This is a genomic window from Nocardia rhizosphaerihabitans, from assembly GCF_014646295.1.
GTDB lineage: Bacteria > Actinomycetota > Actinomycetes > Mycobacteriales > Mycobacteriaceae > Nocardia > Nocardia rhizosphaerihabitans.
Map to the genome: position 1 here is coordinate 960654 of NZ_BMNE01000003.1, position 18542 is coordinate 979195.

Below are 18542 nucleotides of genomic sequence, written 5' to 3' on the forward strand. Positions count from 1 at the left end.
ACGCGAGTTTGTCACGCGTAGTCGGCTACTCGCCGCCTCCGGCAGGACTGCGCGGAGGCGGCGAATTCGAACTAGTGTGCGTGCAGATACACCGGAATACCGGTGTGCCCGTTGGAGATGAAACTCTGCACCGGCGCCAACTCGTCCGGACTCGTGGCCAGTCTCATCTCCGGGAACCGGTCGAACAGTGCGGGCAGCGCAACGGCGGCCTCGAGGCGGGCCAGCGATGCGCCGATGCAGTGGTGCGCCCCGTGGCCGAAGGCGAGATGCTGCTCGCGGGTGGCACGGGTGGGGTCGAACTCGGCGGTGTCGGCGCCGTGCACTTTCGGGTCACGGCTGGCGCCGGCGTAGGAGGCCAGGATGGCCTCGCCCTTGCCGATCCGATACCCACCAGCGACGTCGATGTCCTCGACCGCGTACCGCAGCGGCAGGTGCGCCACGGGCGCCTGGAAGCGCAGCGTCTCCTCCACCACGTCCGCCCACGACACCTCACCTGCGGCGACCGCGGCACGCTGCTCGGGATGGGTGAGCAGGGCGACGATCGCCTGGTCGAGCAGATTGACCGTCGTCTCGTGACCGGCGTTGATGACCAGCATCAACGTGTCGACGAGCTCCTTCTCGGACAGCGTGGAGTCGTGGTCCTCGTCGCGGGTGGCGATCAGCACGCTGGTGACGTCATCGCCGGGATGCCGGCGACGGAAGGCGACGAGTTCGCTCACCAGTCGATACATTTCGAGGTAGTTGGCCTGTGCCTGTTCGGCGGTGAACGAGCCGTCGAAGAAGCCGTCGACGCACTTGTGCAGCGCGGGCCCCAGCTCTTCGGGCACACCGAGCAGCTCGGTGATGACCCGGATCGGAACCGGGTAGGCGAAGCCGGTGCGCAGATCGACCGGCTCGCCGGCAGGGGTGGCGGCCAGCGCGTCGAGCAGGCTCTCGGTGATCTCGGCGATCCGCGGCCGTAGCGCGGTGCTGCGACGGTGGCTGAATGCCGGGGAGACCAGTCGGCGCAGCCTACGGTGATCGGCGCCGTAGGCGGTGAACATGTTGTCCACCGCGACCCAGGGCAGCAGCGGCCACGCCTCGGTGATCTCGCCGTTGATGAACGACATCCAGTGCTGTCTGGGATCTTTCGACACCCGAGGGTCGGCGAGCAGGCTCCGGAGCACGGCCTGATCGGTGACCGACCAGGCGGGCACGCCGCCGGGCAGCTCGACCAGCGTCACCGGGCCGCGCTGCTGAATGCGTGCCGACTCACCTTGGATGTCGGCACCGGTCGGATCCAGCACGATCGGTTCCATGACATTCTCCTCCATATCAGGGACTGCGGCCCGTGATCGATAGTGCCGCAGCCGGTTTCGGCCGCGTGGTGGGCAACTTACCTCGCGGCCGGGGCGCTCAGGGGACGAACAGGGGCGCGGACGGCGGGAAGTTGACCGGCAGCGTCGTCATCGCGCGGTGGAAAGGGCCCGGCCGCCAGGCGATCTCCTCCGCGGGCACGGCCAGGGTCAGGTCCGGCAGGACGTCGAGCAGTTGGTCGAGCGCGTCCTGCGCGATCTGATACGCGACCGATCGAGCGGGGCAGGCGTGCGGGCCGGCGCCCCAGGCAAGATGGGATCGGTTGCCGTTGCGGTCGCCCTGGGCGATCGACGGGTCGTTGTTGCACGCGGAAAGGCTGATCACCACAGGCTGGTTGGCGGGCAGCCACACGTCGTCGATCATGACCGGCTGCCGCGGATAGGTGGTGCAGAAGTTCGCCATCGGCGGGTCGAGGAACAACACCTCGTCCAGCGCGTCGCGCGTGGACAGACTGCCCGCGATCACCCCGCCGCCGAATCGGGAGTCGGTCAGGATGAGCAGCAGCGCATTGCTGATGAGGTTCTGCATCGGCTCGATACCGGCGCCGTAGAAGCTGATCAGGTTGTACAGCATCTCTTCGTCGTCGAGTCCGGCCGCGTGGTGGGCCAGCCGCGAGGTCAGGTCGTCGCCCGGTTCGTCGCGGCGCAGGGTGATCAGCTCGATCAGCGCCGCGGACAAATGCTCCATACCCCAGGCCGCGTTCACGGTGTCGAACAGCGCGGCCATCCCGGTGGCGACCCGCCGTCCCAGCTCCGGAGTGCAGCCGACCACCCGGTTGAGCGTCTCGAATACCAGCGGAAAGGCGTACTGCGTCAAGACATCCGCGGAACCCGCGCCACAGAACGAATTGATCAGTGAGATCGCGATCTGCTCCACGGTCGCGTGGAGGGCATGATGGTCGATAGAGTCGATCGCGGCGACGTAGGCCTGCCGATAGCGGGCGTGGACCGATCCGGAGTTACGCAGCGCGTTCGGATACCACTGCATCATCGGCCGCACCGGACAGTCCTCGGGGATGCTGTCCTGCCACATTCGTGGATCCGCGGGAAAGTTGTCGGGATCGTTGAGGATTCGCACCGCGGTGCGATACCCGAGCACCAGATTGGCCGGGACATCCGGCGACAGCTCGATCGGCGCTATCGTCCCGTACCTTTCGCGCATGGCGCGGTAGTTCCCGTGCGGATCGGCAGCGAACTCGGGCGCGTAGACGAGCCCCTGCACCGGGCAACCAGCACCCAGGCCGGAGTACGACGGCGCATGCGGCGCGAGCCGACTGGAGACATGGGTGTCATCCACAGGCAGTGTTCCTTCCCCAACGGACGGCAGGCGACTCCGAGCTCTGCCATCGACACATCCCGACGACACTGCCACACCTGTGCGACCACCCAGATCGGCGAGACATACCGGCGAGTAACGGTTCGGACGGCAGCGCTGTTGCGGGCTGCGCCAGGCACATTCGGGATGCGAATCGGGCGGACCGGTGCCCCTGGCACCAAATCTGAAATGAAACTGTATCTGAAAGTGTCGACGAAACCGACAGCGAGTGGCGACAATTGGCCACGACGGTCCGGCGCTACTCAGCACCTGCCGTATCGTCACGACTCCCCTTCGGCGACAGAGGAATTGGACGATGAACAGGTTGTCGAGATCCGCCGCGACGACGTTGGTTGCCGCCGTCGTCGCGGTCGGGACTGCGGCGGTCGGCGTCGCACGGGCGGAAACACCCGGCGCGCAGCCCTGCACCCCGTACACCGCAATTCTCGGGCCGGGGACCTGGGAAACCACGCTGGACGCCGATCCCGAGGTGCCCGTCGGCATGCTCCGGCCCGTCGGCGACGGCCTGCAACGGCAGTTCGGCCGCGACATCACGGTGCTCTACGCCCCCTATGCCGCAAGCGCTTTCGACCAGGGTATGAGCTACGCGGAGTCCCTGAGCACCCTGGAATCGCGCTTGCGCCAGATGCTGCGTGGCCTGTGCAGCTCGACGCGGGTCGTCCTCGCCGGCTACAGCCAGGGCGCGGACGGCATCGGCGATCTCGCCACCGAGATCGGCAATGGCGACGGTCCCATCGGTGCCGAGCGAGTGATCGGCGTCGGACTACTGGCCGATCCGCATCGCGATCCGAATACCACTCTCTCCCTGGGCAATCCGCAACCCGGCCACGGCATAGCCGGAACGCGGAGCCGGGATTTCGGTGCGTTGACCACACGGGTTCGCACGCTGTGTACCGACGGTGACCTGTACTGCTCCCTCGATGCCGCCACCTCCCCGTTCCTCGCCGTGCTGGGCAGGGTCTTGAGCGGTGATCCCACACCGATCGCGAACTTCGTCCCCGCCACGGCCGATCCCAGCAGCCTGATCGCACAAGCCGTCACCATGGGCGCCGGCTGGACCGCCACCGCGGCGAACCTGCCTACCATTCTCGACAACCTCACCAGCCTCCCGGAGTTCCTCGCGGCGGGCGACATTCGCGGTGCGCACCAGAGCGCGCGTGCCCTCAATCTTGCCCTGACCCCGTTGGTCCAAGCGGCCGCGGGGGTGGACCGAGTCCTGGTCGCCCAGGTCATCCGCGCAGCCGCCGCCGTCGACCCCTCTGGTCGGAGCGCGGGCGTCAGCGTCATCGCCGACGCCCTCATGCACATCGATCTTCTGAGCATCGCCGACCAGGCGGGCCAAATGCAGGAAATCCTGTGGCGCGCGGTCGAATCCCTCGACCGCAACGACCCTGTCGCCGCCGCCGCCGACCTGGCCACCTTGGCCGCCACCGGTGCCGACCTCACCGGCTCCGTACTCGGCCCCGTCGCCGCCGGCATCCGAGCCGACCTCCACGCGACCACCCGAACCCTGCTCAGCATCGCCGATCCCGACACCGTCGATGAGCTCGTCCAACTGGGCCGCCAAGGCGTGGACATGGCCAACTTCTACGCCTCCGACGCCCACATCGACTACGGCGACGACGCCCAAATCCTCCTGAGCTACCTGAGCTCCCAGGTTGTTTCGTAGCCTGGGAAGTCCCCAACTCCAGGTGGTGAAGTGCGCGGTGGGCCACCGACAATAGTGGACGTGGTCCAGTGGCCGGGTTCGACGGCTACTTCCTGCCGTGCAGGCGAGCACGCGCGCCTGCGATGATCGTGATGATCATGACCGTCATGACCTGCAGCGCGGTGAGCGGAAGTGCCGGGGGTGACCGAACTGGTGCGGCGAATTCGACCGGGGGCGGTGGCAGCGGCGGCGGGATCGCTGCGGGGACCGATGGGTTCACCTCGGGCAGTCGCACCGGGATAGGCACGACGGCCGGTGCCACCACTGCCGGTGGAATGATCAGGGGGATACCGGGTTCCGGCAGACTCGGGGCGGGTAGCAACAGCATGCAGGTCAGCAGGGCGCTGCCGGTCGCGGCGCTGCCGACCGCCACACTGCCCGCACCTGCCGAGCCCGAACCGACGCTTCCGCTGGAACCGAGGCCGATCAGGCTGGAGCCCATGCCGCTTCCGGTGATGATCCCAGACCCCAGCGCGGCGCTGCCGACAGCCGCGCTGCCGACACAGGCGGGAAACACAAGGTCGGGGTCGGGGAGCAGCAGGCCGCCGAGCGTGCCCTGGCCTGCGACCGGCGTCGTCAGTGCCGTACCAGGCGCGGGATCGGATGCCCAGGGATCCTCGGCGGTTGGATCGATCATCGCGGGGGCGGCATCGATGCCGCTGGGAGTACTCGAGCCGAGACCGAGAGCTTGCCCGGTCGCCGGATTCGGGACCGTCCCCGCCGAGCTGCCGGTCGGCGCCGACGACCAGCCTGGCCCACTCGCGTCGCTGCTGCCGGTGCCGAGCCCCAGCTCCAGCCCGCCGGATTGCCCGTCGACCGGGGTGGCCACGGTGCCCGGAGCCGCACTGCCGCTGATGATCTGGTCGATCGTCGGTATTCCCGGATCAGCCGCAGCGAGCGGTGCGTGGACGGCGAGCAGAGCCGCAGCTACCGACACCGGCGCGAATCCTCGTACTGCTCTTAGTTTTCCGCCCACCGTGCCTCCAAACGCTCGGTACTGATCGACCCGGTCAACGAGGAATATCGCCGCCGGAGGACGGTTCCGCGGCAAGGTGCTGGAAGCGCGCGAGCGCGAGTTCGTAGGCGTCCTTGGCGACGTGATTGCCGCCTGCGAACGGCCGATCCAGTTGATAGACAGCCACAATGACCGCACCGATCACCAGACCGAACAACCCGGTCATGAGGATGCTGCGTTTGGTGACCACAACACCGGAGAACACGGTGCCGAACAACAGCATGGCAGTGGCGAACCACAAGGCGATGTAGAGGAAACCGGGCAACCGATAGCCGGCGTCCAGGCCGCGGTCGAAGCGGGCCTCGGTGATCGCAGCGACGGCAGTGGCGGTCTCGTCCTGGGCCGCCTTCGCGTCCGAGGTGTCGGTAGGAACGGAACTCACCACCTCCCGCAGATCATCCAGCGTTGCCTGCGTGGCCGGGCTCAGTCGGCGCTGTTCGTCCATGACCTGCCACTCCTCGTCGATCACCTGCCGGGTGTAGGCGGCCACCAGGGTTTGGATCTCCTCACGATCCGGCTCGGGCATACCGTTCGCGGACTCGTACACGCTCACCAGGGCTTTGGCCTCTGACACCGTGTGCGCATAAGAGGTGTCGAACTGCTGCCACAGAATCACCACGACGAACGCCACGATGGCGGCGAAGAACATATTGACCATGTCCAGCATCATCGAACCAGCGCCGGAATCGTCGTCGTGCCGCCATGATACGGGCCGCACCCGATCCCCCAGCACGAAGATCCCCACCGCGACGCCTACGAAAACCGCCAATACCGCCAGTTGCAACAGAATTCCAAGCATGCCGCGACTCCGTTCCTGCCGGGGGTGGAAGCGATCACAGGGTATTCGCGGTGGCCGTGCGATTGGATTGCCCGAATCCCTTCCACCCCAATGGCTTACAACCGACCGGTCGCTTTCGGGGCGTTGCCGCCGTGCCAACTCCGTGCCCGCTCGACGTTCATCCCCGCCTCGAACGCTGGGCACTCCACTCACAGGCCGAAGCCATATCGTCGGGCGGTGAACCCCGCCGACGCGCGATCGCTCGCAGACGGCGATCTCGAGCGACGTCGGCCCCGGAACACTCAGTCGTGGGTTCTCGACGAGTATTCGTGCGCGCGCATCAGGCCCTGCGCATCCACCGAAGCCACCAATTCTCCTGCGGGTGTGAATATCTGAATCCGCGCGTACATGCGTCCCGCGCCCGCGAAAGGGCTCTCGCAGCGCAACAGCAACCAGTCGTGCACGGTGAACGGCCGATGGAAGGTGACCGTCTGGGTGAGCATGGCCGACTTGCCCCGGCCACCGCGCCGCGCGATCTCCGCCTGCGGATACGGTCGCAAGCTGACCGGGCCCAGGAATCCCTCACTGCCATGGGCCAGCAGCGCCCGCGAGAACACAGGCAGATCGGGAGCCTTGTCGCAGCGCATCCACACATCCAGCGACGGTGGGCCCGCGAGGTCGAGCGCCAGCGCGTCCGCCCCACCGGGCGTCCGGACCTCCCACGGCAGCAGCGCACACGGCAGGTCGGCACATTCCTCCGGACCCGGCACCCCGGGCGGCAGTGCGGCATCGTGTGCGAGGAAGTCCGGCTCGTCGACGCTGAGCATGGCCAGCACCCGGGCGTGCTCGCGCCCGTCCTGCCGGAACGACACCTGCACGGTGGCCAGCGCCCGCCCCGACTGGACGACCTCGACATCCACGTCGACCTCCCGATCGGCGTACCCACCACGCGGGAACACACCGTGCAGCGACTGCACCGCCATCTGCGGCACCGTCCGCTCGGCCGCGACCACCGCCTGCGCCAGCGTCTGACTGCCCAACGTGGTCGGCAGCGTCGAAGTCACGTTCCTCGCCCGGAATCGTCCGGGCGCGATCTCGGCGAGATCGAGCACATCGAGGAGGTCTGCCAGGTCGACGACCGGCCAATTATCGGTTCCACCAGCCACCGCGGCATGCTCGCACACACCTCGATCGCCAGGGAAGGCAGAATGAGCGGTGAATGGGACACTTTCTCCGGCGGTGATCGGCCGGGCGGCGGTCAGGGTCGTGATTCGGGTCGACGCCGGTCGAGCGCGATCTCGACGTGAGCGACGTCGACAGCTGTGGCACCGCTGTCGCGAGCTACGCGCTCGGCGATCTCGAGGAGGCGCTGCAGCGCGGGCGTGAGGAGCGCGTCGACTCCGATCACGTCGAGCGCTGCCGGGCCCGGCACGGTCAGTTCGGCCACTGCGGCCAGCGCGCCCGCTATGTCGGAGTACAGATCGTGGCCGGGGTGCGGCCCCACAGCGAAGGCGGGTCCGACGTGTCCGGTCTCGTCGACGGGGTGCCAGGTGTTGAGCCAGCCTGCGACCCGGGGTCGGTCGGCCTGGATTACCTCGCGCATTGCGTCGACCACTGCCGACCGTGCCGCCGGGACAGTGCCCGGCTCGTGCTCAGTACCCGACACGACGATCCAGCCTCATCAGGCCCGCGCCGACCAGGACATTGATCGCGGGCAGATGCCGCGGTCACAGCCGCGATGAGCTTGGACTTCCTTGCGTGCCTGGTCGATTGAGAACCGCACCAGCGGTGCCGAGTGCACGATCACGGTGTTGCGGCCGGTCTGCTCGTCGTCCTGGGCGATCGCGGCACGAGCAGCCTCACGAGCGAGCCTCGCCTGTATCTCATCAACCGTTGGCCGTTGCCCGGTAGTCCTTCTCCACACAGTAACTTCCCCTCGTCGGTGGCTGCTCCCGCCGCCGGGGATTTCTCGACTCGGCGGCGGGGCTGGCATCAGCGTCTCGCTGATCGCCGGGACGACGGAACCTCCTACGTTTCCCACTTCAGGACGTCCCGATGGGTGTACAACGTCCCTATGTCGAACGAGCGGTTGCGCGCCGCGATAGCCGCGCGAGGATGGACACACGCAAAACTGGCTGAGGCGACGAATGTGGACCCGAAATCCGTCGAACGCTGGGTGAATCTCGGTCGAGTCCCCCGGCGGCACACCGCAATCCAAGCTGCCGAGTGCTTGGGCGAGGACGTCCACGCTCTGTGGCCCGCCCTGCAACAGGCGCGTACAGCCCGCGCCGTCAGCCCCGAACTCGTTGCCCTCTACGACCGGAGAGCAGATGTCTCGGCGTCGATGTTCGTCAATCTGCTTACGCCGGCGCGCGACCGCATCGACATCCTGGTCTACGCGGCAGTCTTCCTCCACGAGGCATACCCGCGGCTCAACGACCTGCTGGCCGAACGTGCCGAAGCGGGCTGCGCAATACGGATCGCCGTGGGTGACGCCGACAGCGCCAACGTCCAACAACGGGGCAGGGAAGAGAAATTCGGGCACGGCATCGAATCCCGCTGCCGTCTGGCCCTGATGCACTACCGGGCCCTGCAAGCAACGCCCGGCGTCGAGCTGCGGACCCACGCCACGACGCTCTACAACAGCATCTTCCGCGCCGACGACGAAATGTATGTCAATGCCCACGTGTGGGGCGCGAACGCATACGGTGCGCCCGTCTGGCATCTGCGCCGTACCGTCGACGGTGGCCTGTTCGACACCTACACCGACAGTTTCGACGCGGTCTGGCAAACCGGCCGACCGGTGAAAGGCTGAGCAGTGACGCGCACCGAGTTCTATGACGACCCCACCGCACCAGAACCGAACAGTCTAGTCGTCGCGGCGTCCGCCGTCGTATGCGACGAGATAGGCCGCATCCTGCTACAGCGGCGCGCAGACAGCGGCCTATGGGCACTGCCCGGCGGCGGCATGGAGATGACCGACAGCCTCCCCGGCTGCGCCGTGCGAGAAGTCAAGGAAGAAACCGGCCTCGACATCGAGATCACCGGGCTCGTCGGTACTTACACCGATCCACGGCACGTAATCGCCTACAGCGACGGCGAGGTTCGACGCCAGTTCAACGTGTGCTTCCAAGCCCGTATCACCGGCGGCGACCTCACCATCTCCGACGAGTCCACCGAACTGCGATTCGTAGCCCCCGCCGAACTGGACAGCCTCGACATGCACCACACGCAGCGACTCCGGCTGACTCACTACCTAGAGGGGCGCCGTACGCCATACCTAGGCTGAAAGTCAGGTGCGGGTGTGGCACCGCCCGGCAGAACACAGCTCGGCCGAGCGATCAACGGTCACCGGTACCCCTCATATCCGCAGATACCGATGCTATCTCGACCGCATCAACGCATCATCTCTCCGACGAACCGCTCGCTGATCCGCTCCCCAGGAGGCACAACGGATTCGCCACCATGGCCGCCTGCGCCGAACCGGACGAGGAACCGGTGATCCCGGAGTCGACCGGTGGCGTATTCGGCGCCGGTGCTGCCGGGTTGCCCGAGCCGCCGGTCAACATCGACTCGCCGTCGAGATTCGCGGGAGCCGGGATATCGAGCAGATCCAGAACGGTCGGTGTGATGTCGGCGAGGGTGTACCCGTTGTTCTGCGTTCCCGCCGCGAACCCCGCTCCGCGCGCGATCACGAAACTGGCCGTCTCGTAGGCGCTCTGCCCACCATGCCCACCATCCGGCTTGTGCCCGTGGTCGGTGGTGACCAGAATCGTCCACCGCTCGTTCGCATGCGAAGCCGCCCGCGCGTCCACCGCGGCAGTGATCTTCCCGACCAGGTCGTCCGCGCGGCCGATGGCATCGCGATACGCCTGCGGCCAGATTCCGCGCAGCGTGTGTCCCACGATGTCCACCTGATCGAGGTGCGTGAACAGCAGATCGGTCCCGTCCTCGGTGATGGCCGAGACAACCTGCGCGGTGGCATTGGAATCGGCGGTGGTCTCACAGACGCCCGCACCGGTGGGATCGATCTGCGTGACGGCCACCCGGTCGGCCTGCGGGCTGCCGGTGCGCGCGATCATGCCGATCTTGTCCCAGGTTCCGATGGAGGCCGTCGACAACGACGGACGCTCCCGCTCCACCTGCGTGAACACCGTCGGATACTGCGCGAAAGGTCCTGCGTTGCAGGTGGATCCATTGTCCTGAATCCCGTGCTTGTCATCCCACACGCCGGTCAGCGCCGTCGCCCACGAGACACACGACATGGTGGTGTGCGGGGCGATGGAGGTGCGTGCCAGAGTGCCCTCTGCGGCCAGGCGGTCGAGGTTGGGGGCATCGGCCGCCGACACCTCACTCCACAGTGTGCCGTCGATACCGATGACCACGACCTTGTTCACGACCGGAGCCGCCGGAGCCGGCGCTGCCGCGGCGAGTGGGACAGCGGCCAGGGCGGCGGCCGCGAGTATGCGGTAAGTGCGAGACATGCGCGGCACCGTAGTTGCCGAGCGGCCCCGATGCCCGGCAAATTGGACAATTGACCGATACAGTCCCGCCCACTGGGAACCCTCGTCGCCCGCACGTGCCTGGCCGACGGCAAGGACATTCGGGAACGCGTCCATCATGTGGCCTCGCCCGCGAGTTGGTGGTTCGCATCGGTGTGCCCGTCACCAGGGCACTGTTCCGGCGTCGTCGAAGAATCTGCCAGTCGGTCCGTCATCGGGCAGGGTCGCGAGGTGAATCGCGATCGCCGCGCCCTGTTGTGGCGTACGGACGCCTCGGAAGCCGTTGAGGTCGGTGGCGGTGAAACCTGGGCAGCCGGAGTTGATCAGGATGTTGGTGTCGCTCAGTTCCTTGGCGTAGTGGATGGTGACGGCGTTCAGGAAGGTCTTCGATGCCGAGTACGCGGCGGGAACCGGGCCCATGTCGATGCCGGGCGTGGTCTGCAGGGCGAGCGAGCCCACGCTGCTGGACATGTTGACGATGCGCGGTGACGCCGAGCCGCGCAGCATGGGCAGCATCGCGTTGGTGACCCGTATGACGCCGATCACGTTGGTTTCCACGACGGCTCGCACGGTCGCGGGATCGACCGTTGTGGGCGTCTGTGGCATACCGCCGGTGATCGCGGCATTGTTGACCAGGACGTCGAGCCCTCCGGCATGGTCGGCGATCAGCTGAGCCGCGGCGAGGACACTCGCGTCGTCGTCCACGTCGAGCGGCACGCCGAAGGCGTCGGTCCCGGCCGCGCGCAGTTTCTCCACCGCGGTGTCGCGGCGTTGTCGATCCCTCGCGCCCACACCGATTCGCCAGCCGAGGGCGCCAAGGCCCGCCGCGATCTCGTATCCGATTCCTTTGTTCGCGCCGGTCACCAGCGCGATCGTCGGTTCACTCATGCCGTTGATCATGTTGCGGACTCGGGTGATGCGTCCAAGACCGAGTGGGTGGGCGGCGATACCGCCAGGGTATTGGTCGCTGTGAGCGCCGGATACGATCACCTGGTGGAGACGCGGGAGTTGCGATACTTCGTCGCGGTCGCCGAGGAGTTGCACTTCGGGCGGGCGGCACAACGACTCACGATGGCGCAACCACCGCTGTCGCGGGCGATCCAGCAGCTCGAACGGCGACTCGGAGTCGTTCTGCTGCACCGCAATACTCGCGCGATCAGGTTGACCGAGGCCGGGTCGGTGCTGCTGCGGGAGGCCCGGATCGCTCTCGAAGCGGTCGAAGCCGCCGAGCGCCGCACTCGCCGCGCCGCTGACGACCTGCCCGGTGTCGTGCTGGCCACCAAGGCGGGAGCCTCCAGCGAACTGTTGTCGAAGCTGCTGGACGCCTACGCCGCCGATCCCTGCGCTGTCGCAGTCGAGATGGTGCTCTGCGGACCCGGCGAACCGGAAAGACTGCTACGCAACGGGAGTGCCGACGTTGCTCTGCTCCACCGGCCCTACGACATGACGACCGGATTCGACACCGAGGACCTGCACACCGAGCAGCAGATCGTGGTCCTGCCCGCGGGGCATCCCCTCGCCGGCCGACCCCACATATCGATGGCCGAGGTCAACGCCCTGACCGACCTGCCCCTGCCGCGCTGGCCCCGACGGGATGGAAGTTATCCGGACGGCCCCGGCCCGCAGGTTCGCGACCACACCCAGTTGACCCAGCTGATCACGCTCGGACGGGCCTGCGCGGTCGTGCCGGAGTCGCTCCGCGCCCAGCTACGCGACGATCACGCCACCGTGCCGGTGCCGGACGCACCGGCCGTCACGACCGTCATCGCCTGGCCACCACACAGCAGATCCAAAGCCGTCGCCGACCTCGTCCGTACGGCGATTCGCCTCTAGCGACAACATTGACGTCAGATTTCACCGCTACAGCATCCTGGTCGTTCAGACCGACGTCAGGATTCACCGATGAACGACGTCGAGGGTTCACCGACGTAGCCATGGCGCACGGCGCCGGCCGGATTGCCCGAGGAGCTGCGGCGCTCGGATCGCCAGCGGCTGCTGGTGGCCACGTATCGGGCGGGCACGCACCGTTTCCGGGTGCCCGGCGGCTGCCGGGGTTGGGCCTGGGCCCCACCCAACCGGCAGCCGATGTCGAATCCGCTGCCGTTGCACAGCATCACGTGACCATCGAGGTGGTAAGAGTCCCCGACCGTGTGCGCTCACAGTCGACTGGCAGCGTTCGGCTCCCGCTGTCCGCCGACCGGATCCACCACACGTCGCAGCGCCCTCAGATCGGCCTCGATCGCCCGGAACAGCACATACACGACGATGAAGGCAAGGACCGCGCCGACGCACAACACCCACACGGCAAGGAGCACCAACGGCATGTCGTCCGGCGGAAGCAAGGTCACCCCGGCAATCGCCAGCAGCGGCACCCCGCCGCCACGGCGAGATACACGGTGCACCGGCGATCGAGTCCGCGGGGTGCAGCGCATCGACCGCCGTGATGTCGCCGTGTGGGAGCAGCATCGGATAGATACAGCGCACGATGTAGAACGTCACCAGGAAGAATGGGTAGGCCACGGCCATCGCACCGCAGACCACTGCTCCGCCCAGGTAGTGCAGCAGCGCCTCCCCGGTGAGCTCTTTGGTCGTGAAGTGCATCACGAGCGGGATGATGATCGCCGCCAGAGTCCACAGCGAAAACGACACCAGCACAGCACGATCGCCGAACAACAGGGCATCCGATCGTGCCGGGGCCAGCACCCGCGGGTCGTATTCCCGGCCCCGTAGCAGGCCGCGCGGGACGATGAGCAGATTCCGCGCCATGTACAGCACCAGGGCGATGCCCAACGGGAAGAACACCGCGTTCGACATGGCTGCGGTGAATCGTGCCGCGTGCTGCGCCGGGAGGCTCAGCCGTTCGAAGATCGGCGTCGCATTGTGCTCGATGTGATGGCGCTGGGCCCAGCGCCGTGAGCAGGTCGAAATCATCGATGCGATCGCCGATCACGATACGGTCCAGTCTGGTGGCCTGGGTTCCGGTCGTGTCGTGGGCGGTGCGGGGGTCGGCGGCAGTGCGGGTCGCATCCCCCGACGAGGTGATCGAATCGACAGAGATCTCGGCGGCAAGTTCCGGGCCGCCGCGCCGGGTGCTTTGGTCTTCGTCGTCGGCGTTGAGCAGCTCGCGCAGCTGCGCCGCCTGCTCGGGGTACTCCCGCAGATATTCGCCCAGATCCACGCATTCGCCGCTGTGGCGGCGGATCACGAACTCGTCGTACACCAGACTGGCCGGAATTCGATCCCGCGTCAGCTCGGGAAAGTCGGAACAGTATTCGCGCAGCGGCTTGGGCTTGAGTGTTGCCGCGACCGGTTCGTCGGGGTGGGTCGCGGCCGGGCGGCGCAGCCACCGATGCCGCAGGTCGATCCGGATCAGTTCGATCAGCGCATCCAGGCGTGCGCCGGGCAGATAGTCGGCGATGAGCGGCGGCTGGACATCGGCTTCCCACGCGGCGGCGAAAGCAGCCACGGCGCCGAATTCGATTCCCGCCGTTGGTCGCCCGAACCCATTCCCGGAGTCGGAACTGTAGCTCATGTCTGCACCTATCGAGCCGGACCACGCACTCCTCGGTCGGTGGGTCAGGAGGGCACGGCACCATCATCCCCCGAGGAACGCTGACAACCCTCGGCGCCCACGTCGGATCGGAGTTTCCACCGCGCCGGGGCCGCCGTCCAGATCACCACCACACGCGACCACGACCCCGCAGTCCCAGCTGCTGTCCCTCTGACTGGACATCACCAACCCGCGACCAGGGAAACACGCGGCGGCGAATCCAGCGTCCTGGCTGTATCGTCGAGACCGAGGTCGGTGTGGAGGAGGCGAAACTGTCCGACTACCTGAGTTCTCGGCTGTGGCACGAGTTGAAAGAAGCGCAGCTGGTCGAGGCATACCCTGCCGAGGCTGTTCTACCGACCTATCATTCTGCCGCGTTGGCAGCACCGAAGCTGCTCTGGCCCTGAACAATTGACGCAATAGCGCCGCCCCTCAGCCCGCGCTATCCGCCCTGCGCGCTCATGCCGAGTTCAGGGCGATGGCCAGATCACTTACAGCCCAAAAGCAATTCGAAGGCATTATGCAGGTCGGGTTCGTCGAAAATCTCGAGTTCATCGTTCGAAGCGCGATGCCAAACGATGTAGTGAGCCGCCAGATAACTCGAGTCTCCCCACGGCTCCCGCGCGTGGACCCGTGCCAGCACGCGGCCACATCGCATGCATTCGAGCCACGGGACGACGAGCAAGCCCGTCAGGGCTGAGTCCGGGATACCGAGCTGAGCTGAGTCGACCGGGGTCGAGCAATCATCGGGCAGCAGTCTTAGGGAACCTTCATCAGCGGAATCCCTGACACACGCGGTGATTTCGTCATGCCGAGCCCATCGTTCACCCCAATGCTCGGCAAGCACTTCGATCTCGGCGCGCGTTCGATCGCTGACCGGAACTCGATGCTCGAGAAGCCGTTGCATCAAGATCCACAGCCCGGCCTCCTGATGTCCCGATTCGCGGCAGTCGCGGAAGTTCTCGGCATCCTCCGTCGAGGGCAGCAGCGCAGCCAATCGTTCCCATAGGTCAGCTTCATATTCCTCATAACGGCTACCGCTGCCCACCGTCTCGACCCTACTGGACAGAGTTCGGGCGCGTGTCGGCCAGTTCGCGCCTCGTTGTCGTCTGCCGGGTAAACACACTCATCTGCCGCCTACCGCGTCCGGCGAACGTCAGCTTCTGTCGTTGAGCGGCCTATCCGTTTTCGAGGCTGTGGGGCGCCTACGGCAGTGGTCAGCTTCTCGTTTTACATGGGCGTGGCCGTACTCGCCGAGCGAAGTCTCGGTGCGACACCGACCTCCTCGCTCACCTCGCCCTACGGAATCGCGATTCAGCTCGCTGTGCTCATCGGTGTCGTCTTGCTAGCTCGAGTCGACTGGACCAAATACCTGCCGGCCGCTGAAGGAGCCGATCAGTGACCACCCGACCTGCGCCGCCAGCCGACGACCGGCCGATCGAGTCGACACCCAGCCCCTGCCCCAGCGGTCCCAGGTTGACCCAGATCCCGGCACCTCGGTCGATGCCGAGCGCCCGACTCCAGGGTGTCGGATACCCATCGGTGCTCGACCTGGCGATCGAACATCATGTTCGCTGTGGATCGCTCTGCCGACGAGGCGGCAACATCGGTGATCGTCCCGAACGGCGACCACGCAGCGCCGAGATCTCTTCGGCTGAGACAGATCCGGTGCGACCACTATTGAGGTTCACCAGCGACAATCCCTCAATCGCCGACACCTGGAGGCCCGCGAGGCGCGAGGGCTGCCCATGCATCACAAATGCGATTGCCGCTTCGGCCGCACCGTCGCTGTGCGGCCGCACAGGCGTCCCACGGCCGGATCCGCGAACACCCCGGCCCGCGTCCTGGCCTACTTTGGTCCCGTCAGGAACAGCAGTGCGACTCTGACAGGGGCGGCCTCGGCCGACGAGACTCGGCATATGTCATCACAGCGTGATCCCTGGGCGCCGGACCCTGCAGCGGCACCGCTGGCGCATCCCGCCATTGCGGTGGCGTGTGCGCAGCTCTTGGCTGCGGTGCCCGGCCACCGCTGTGGGCACACGACTACGGCAGCCCACTGGTCGCCACAGCTTTCGCGCTCTACTGCACGCTCGCGGTGCTGCTGTTTGCGCTGGGGATGGCGCCAGCGCGCATCACCTTCCTGGGCCTTGCCCCTCCACAACCGGCCTGGACCAATCAACAACGGGAGCAACACATGTCCACCTTTGAACAACGACGGCTCCAGCGCGCTCGTCGCGCGTCCCTGGTGGGAACCGCAGGTTTCATCGCATTCTGGGCCTTCGCCGGCGCCGTCGGCTTGATCGGCGGCGGCGTCGATCTAGGCGACGAGATCATCGCCCGTCTACCGCTGAACAGCCCGGCCTTGGCTGGGCTACTACTGGCTGCGATCGTCGGCATGCCGATGACGGTGACCGCGATACTCGCCCTACGGTCACACCCGCGCGCCACGCTCGCCGGTATCGGCAGCGGCCTGCTGCTGCTGGGCTGGGTCCTGGTCCAACCATTGGTGATAGGGCAGTTCAACTGGCTGCAACCGGTCTTCGGGCTGCTCGGCGCCATCGTGTGTCTGCTGGGTTGGCGGCTGGCGCGGCCGACATCGAGAGACGGATTTCCGAGGTTTCCCTTCCACACATCCCCGGCGTAACACGCTCGACCACCGTTCGAAGGGAGAAGCCATGCCAGCGACGGCATCGAAACTCGCCGCCAGGCAACATCAGGCAACGAGCCGAGAGGCTCGCGCAGTCCGTCCCAGACCGACGATCATGATGTGCAGGCAGCCTCGAACATCACGGCCGGCCTCGGACTCGGCATCCTGACCGGCGGCCTTGCCGCACCAGCAATTGCCGGAGCGTACGGGGTGCTTGTTCTCGGTGATCCGTGAGCGGTCGCTACTTCTGGTTTGGCCGCGATCGGCGGCGGTTCCGTCGTTGCCGGTGGTCTCGGCGTGGCCGGTGGAGCCGTCCTCATCACCGGGTTAGGACGGACCCGCCTGCTGCGTCCCCGAAGAGCCGTGCGGTGGCACCGAAGTCAGCAGCCGCGATCATGCTCGATCGAACACAGGTCGCTGCGTCATCAAAGGCGGCTCGCACCTGTGCGCCCCGAACTACTGTCGACGGTATCGGCCGGCGGCCGGAATGACCCGAGCTGTCGATACCTCGACCTCACATCTGGGATTCCGGCTCGGTTCATTCACCCGTGACCGGTCCACAAAGCGCATCTCCGGACTGCCACACCGTTACGCGGGGGCATCGCGAGCCGAGGCAACGGGGCCGTCCACAGCTGATCGAAGGCCAGCTGTTGCGTCTGCGAAGTAGCGCACTGCACCACTGGCCGTGACCCGCACACGCCAGCTACTGGTACGGAAATACCTGGCAGCGGCCATTGCCCGGTCGAGCCCGTCGAGGTCGGCCGACACGTCCGGTCCCAGTTGCAGTGTCCTGGACCAGCTTGCGCTGGTGCGGCCGCAGAGAGTTCCGTCGACGGCCTGGTTGAAATAGACCTCGCAGCAGTAGACATCGACTGCGGCATCTCCGATGTCGAGCCGGGCGATGACATACAGATCGGCCCGCGCCGTCACCGCCCACGTCCGATACCGACGTCGAGAAGCCACGTCGTCGTGACCGTCTCCGAAATCGCTTCGACAGCAGGGAACATCCCGGAACCAATATCTGCGCCGACACCCGCTGCGGCCGGCCTGTCATCGCTGCAGCGCCATCGGCCTCCGGTACCGGACCGCAGTCGCCCAAACGTCGACAACGGGTCATCAATGACGGAATCGGATCCGCAACAAATCAGACCGAACGGTCTTACAATAGCCAACGGAAACCTCCCATTGTGAGGTGCGAAGCGTTTCACGGACCCCGATCCCACCACCGCAACTTTCAGGCAAATAGAGTATTTGGTCCTTTGTATTTGGGCACATAGTCGCGAGCAGCCGAACATGTTGACCGAAAGTTCTTCACTCAATATCGCCGCCGTGCCAGCGTCTAGTGTGTCGTCCAGCACGATCTACATGCCCGGTGCCCGGAAAGTCCGGCGCTCCCGATTGCCAACGCATGCTTGAAAGTTGGTCGAGATTCCCGCACCGCCTGACACAGGTATCGCGCGTACGCAAACTTCTACCTACACTCTCGCGCAGTGACATCCGCGCAACACAGGTCCATGATCGACCGAGTCCCGCAGAAGTTCGGCGTCGCGAGTCATCTACTCGGCCGACTCGCCAACACTCGCACCAAATGGTGATTGCATGCGCCGGGCGACTCAACCGATGCCGATCGGCTCGGTGGGGACAGGGTCAT

General features: G+C 66.4%; 17 protein-coding genes. 5 read left to right on the plus strand and 12 right to left on the minus strand.

The window, feature by feature from the left end; translation table 11 throughout:
• Nucleotides 1-71 precede the first annotated feature (71 nt).
• A complete protein-coding gene (locus tag IEY60_RS17360) occupies nucleotides 72-1298 on the minus strand; it encodes a cytochrome P450 family protein (protein WP_229739904.1) in 1227 nt (408 codons plus the stop codon).
• Between the two features lie 97 nt (nucleotides 1299-1395).
• Nucleotides 1396-2595 carry a cytochrome P450 family protein gene (locus IEY60_RS17365; protein ID WP_189029505.1) on the minus strand — a complete coding sequence of 400 codons (1200 nt, stop codon included), beginning with the start codon at nucleotides 2593-2595 and terminating at the stop codon, nucleotides 1396-1398.
• A 391-nt stretch (nucleotides 2596-2986) separates the two neighbouring features.
• Here IEY60_RS17365 and IEY60_RS17370 point away from each other — a divergent pair, with 391 nt between their 5' ends.
• Nucleotides 2987-4360, plus strand: a complete 1374-nt coding sequence (locus tag IEY60_RS17370; protein ID WP_189029266.1) for a cutinase family protein — start codon at nucleotides 2987-2989, stop codon at nucleotides 4358-4360.
• A gap of 85 nt (nucleotides 4361-4445) precedes the next feature.
• Here IEY60_RS17370 and IEY60_RS17375 read toward each other — a convergent pair whose 3' ends face one another.
• From IEY60_RS17375 to IEY60_RS17390, 4 genes are all read right to left on the minus strand, one after another.
• Nucleotides 4446-5336 (minus strand): hypothetical protein, encoded by an 891-nt coding sequence (locus tag IEY60_RS17375; RefSeq protein WP_189029268.1) that lies wholly within the window; start codon nucleotides 5334-5336, stop codon nucleotides 4446-4448.
• 73 nt (nucleotides 5337-5409) lie between these two features.
• Entirely contained in the window at nucleotides 5410-6405 is a 996-nt protein-coding gene (locus IEY60_RS17380) for a bestrophin-like domain (protein WP_229739905.1), read from the minus strand.
• A gap of 89 nt (nucleotides 6406-6494) precedes the next feature.
• Nucleotides 6495-7358 carry an acyl-CoA thioesterase gene (locus IEY60_RS17385; protein WP_189029270.1) on the minus strand — a complete coding sequence of 288 codons (864 nt, stop codon included), beginning with the start codon at nucleotides 7356-7358 and terminating at the stop codon, nucleotides 6495-6497.
• A gap of 92 nt (nucleotides 7359-7450) precedes the next feature.
• Nucleotides 7451-7795 carry a hypothetical protein gene (locus tag IEY60_RS17390; protein WP_189029272.1) on the minus strand — a complete coding sequence of 115 codons (345 nt, stop codon included), beginning with the start codon at nucleotides 7793-7795 and terminating at the stop codon, nucleotides 7451-7453.
• Nucleotides 7796-8266: 471 nt separating this feature from the next.
• On the opposite strand from IEY60_RS17390, the gene IEY60_RS17395 reads away from it, so the two are divergent.
• Nucleotides 8267-9007, plus strand: coding sequence for a DUF5919 domain-containing protein (locus IEY60_RS17395; protein WP_189029274.1), 741 nt, complete (start codon nucleotides 8267-8269; stop codon nucleotides 9005-9007).
• A 3-nt stretch (nucleotides 9008-9010) separates the two neighbouring features.
• Nucleotides 9011-9481 (plus strand): NUDIX hydrolase, encoded by a 471-nt coding sequence (locus IEY60_RS17400; protein WP_189029276.1) that lies wholly within the window; start codon nucleotides 9011-9013, stop codon nucleotides 9479-9481.
• A gap of 115 nt (nucleotides 9482-9596) precedes the next feature.
• Here the strand turns inward: IEY60_RS17400 and IEY60_RS17405 are convergent, their stop codons facing one another.
• On the minus strand, nucleotides 9597-10676 hold the full coding sequence (locus IEY60_RS17405; protein WP_229739906.1) for an alkaline phosphatase family protein: 1080 nt from the start codon (nucleotides 10674-10676) through the stop codon (nucleotides 9597-9599).
• A gap of 180 nt (nucleotides 10677-10856) precedes the next feature.
• Nucleotides 10857-11582, minus strand: coding sequence for an SDR family oxidoreductase (locus tag IEY60_RS17410; RefSeq protein WP_189029278.1), 726 nt, complete (start codon nucleotides 11580-11582; stop codon nucleotides 10857-10859).
• Between the two features lie 105 nt (nucleotides 11583-11687).
• Here IEY60_RS17410 and IEY60_RS17415 point away from each other — a divergent pair, with 105 nt between their 5' ends.
• Nucleotides 11688-12527 (plus strand): LysR family transcriptional regulator, encoded by an 840-nt coding sequence (locus IEY60_RS17415; RefSeq protein WP_189029280.1) that lies wholly within the window; start codon nucleotides 11688-11690, stop codon nucleotides 12525-12527.
• 323 nt (nucleotides 12528-12850) lie between these two features.
• On the opposite strand, the gene IEY60_RS17420 is transcribed toward IEY60_RS17415, so the two are convergent.
• The 3 genes from IEY60_RS17420 to IEY60_RS17430 form a co-directional block, all read right to left on the minus strand.
• On the minus strand, nucleotides 12851-13066 hold the full coding sequence (locus IEY60_RS17420) for a hypothetical protein (RefSeq protein ID WP_189029281.1): 216 nt from the start codon (nucleotides 13064-13066) through the stop codon (nucleotides 12851-12853).
• Entirely contained in the window at nucleotides 13039-14226 is a 1188-nt protein-coding gene (locus IEY60_RS17425) for a hypothetical protein (protein WP_189029283.1), read from the minus strand. The genes IEY60_RS17420 and IEY60_RS17425 overlap by 28 nt, the downstream gene beginning before the upstream one ends.
• 505 nt (nucleotides 14227-14731) lie before the next feature.
• A complete protein-coding gene (locus IEY60_RS17430) occupies nucleotides 14732-15292 on the minus strand; it encodes a hypothetical protein (protein WP_189029285.1) in 561 nt (186 codons plus the stop codon).
• 945 nt (nucleotides 15293-16237) lie between these two features.
• On the opposite strand from IEY60_RS17430, the gene IEY60_RS17435 reads away from it, so the two are divergent.
• Complete coding sequence (locus IEY60_RS17435; RefSeq protein ID WP_189029287.1) at nucleotides 16238-16888, plus strand: hypothetical protein; 651 nt, start codon at nucleotides 16238-16240, stop codon at nucleotides 16886-16888.
• A 591-nt stretch (nucleotides 16889-17479) separates the two neighbouring features.
• Here the strand turns inward: IEY60_RS17435 and IEY60_RS17445 are convergent.
• The gene (locus tag IEY60_RS17445; protein ID WP_189029289.1) at nucleotides 17480-17821 is read right to left on the minus strand and encodes a hypothetical protein; all 342 of its coding nucleotides are present in this window, start codon (nucleotides 17819-17821) and stop codon (nucleotides 17480-17482) included.
• Nucleotides 17822-18542: the final 721 nt, after the last annotated feature.

What these genes read in the sequence shown, in the direction of transcription:
- IEY60_RS17360 (WP_229739904.1), bottom strand. Translation starts at nt 1,298, where the DNA reads ATGGAACCGATCGTGCTGGATCCGACCGGTGCCGACATCCAAGGTGAG.
- IEY60_RS17370 (WP_189029266.1), top strand. Translation starts at nt 2,987, where the DNA reads ATGAACAGGTTGTCGAGATCCGCCGCGACGACGTTGGTTGCCGCCGTC.
- IEY60_RS17390 (WP_189029272.1), bottom strand. Translation starts at nt 7,795, where the DNA reads ATGCGCGAGGTAATCCAGGCCGACCGACCCCGGGTCGCAGGCTGGCTC.
- IEY60_RS17395 (WP_189029274.1), top strand. Translation starts at nt 8,267, where the DNA reads ATGTCGAACGAGCGGTTGCGCGCCGCGATAGCCGCGCGAGGATGGACA.
- IEY60_RS17405 (WP_229739906.1), bottom strand. Translation starts at nt 10,676, where the DNA reads ATGTCTCGCACTTACCGCATACTCGCGGCCGCCGCCCTGGCCGCTGTC.
- IEY60_RS17410 (WP_189029278.1), bottom strand. Translation starts at nt 11,582, where the DNA reads ATGAGTGAACCGACGATCGCGCTGGTGACCGGCGCGAACAAAGGAATC.
- IEY60_RS17425 (WP_189029283.1), bottom strand. Translation starts at nt 14,226, where the DNA reads ATGAGCTACAGTTCCGACTCCGGGAATGGGTTCGGGCGACCAACGGCG.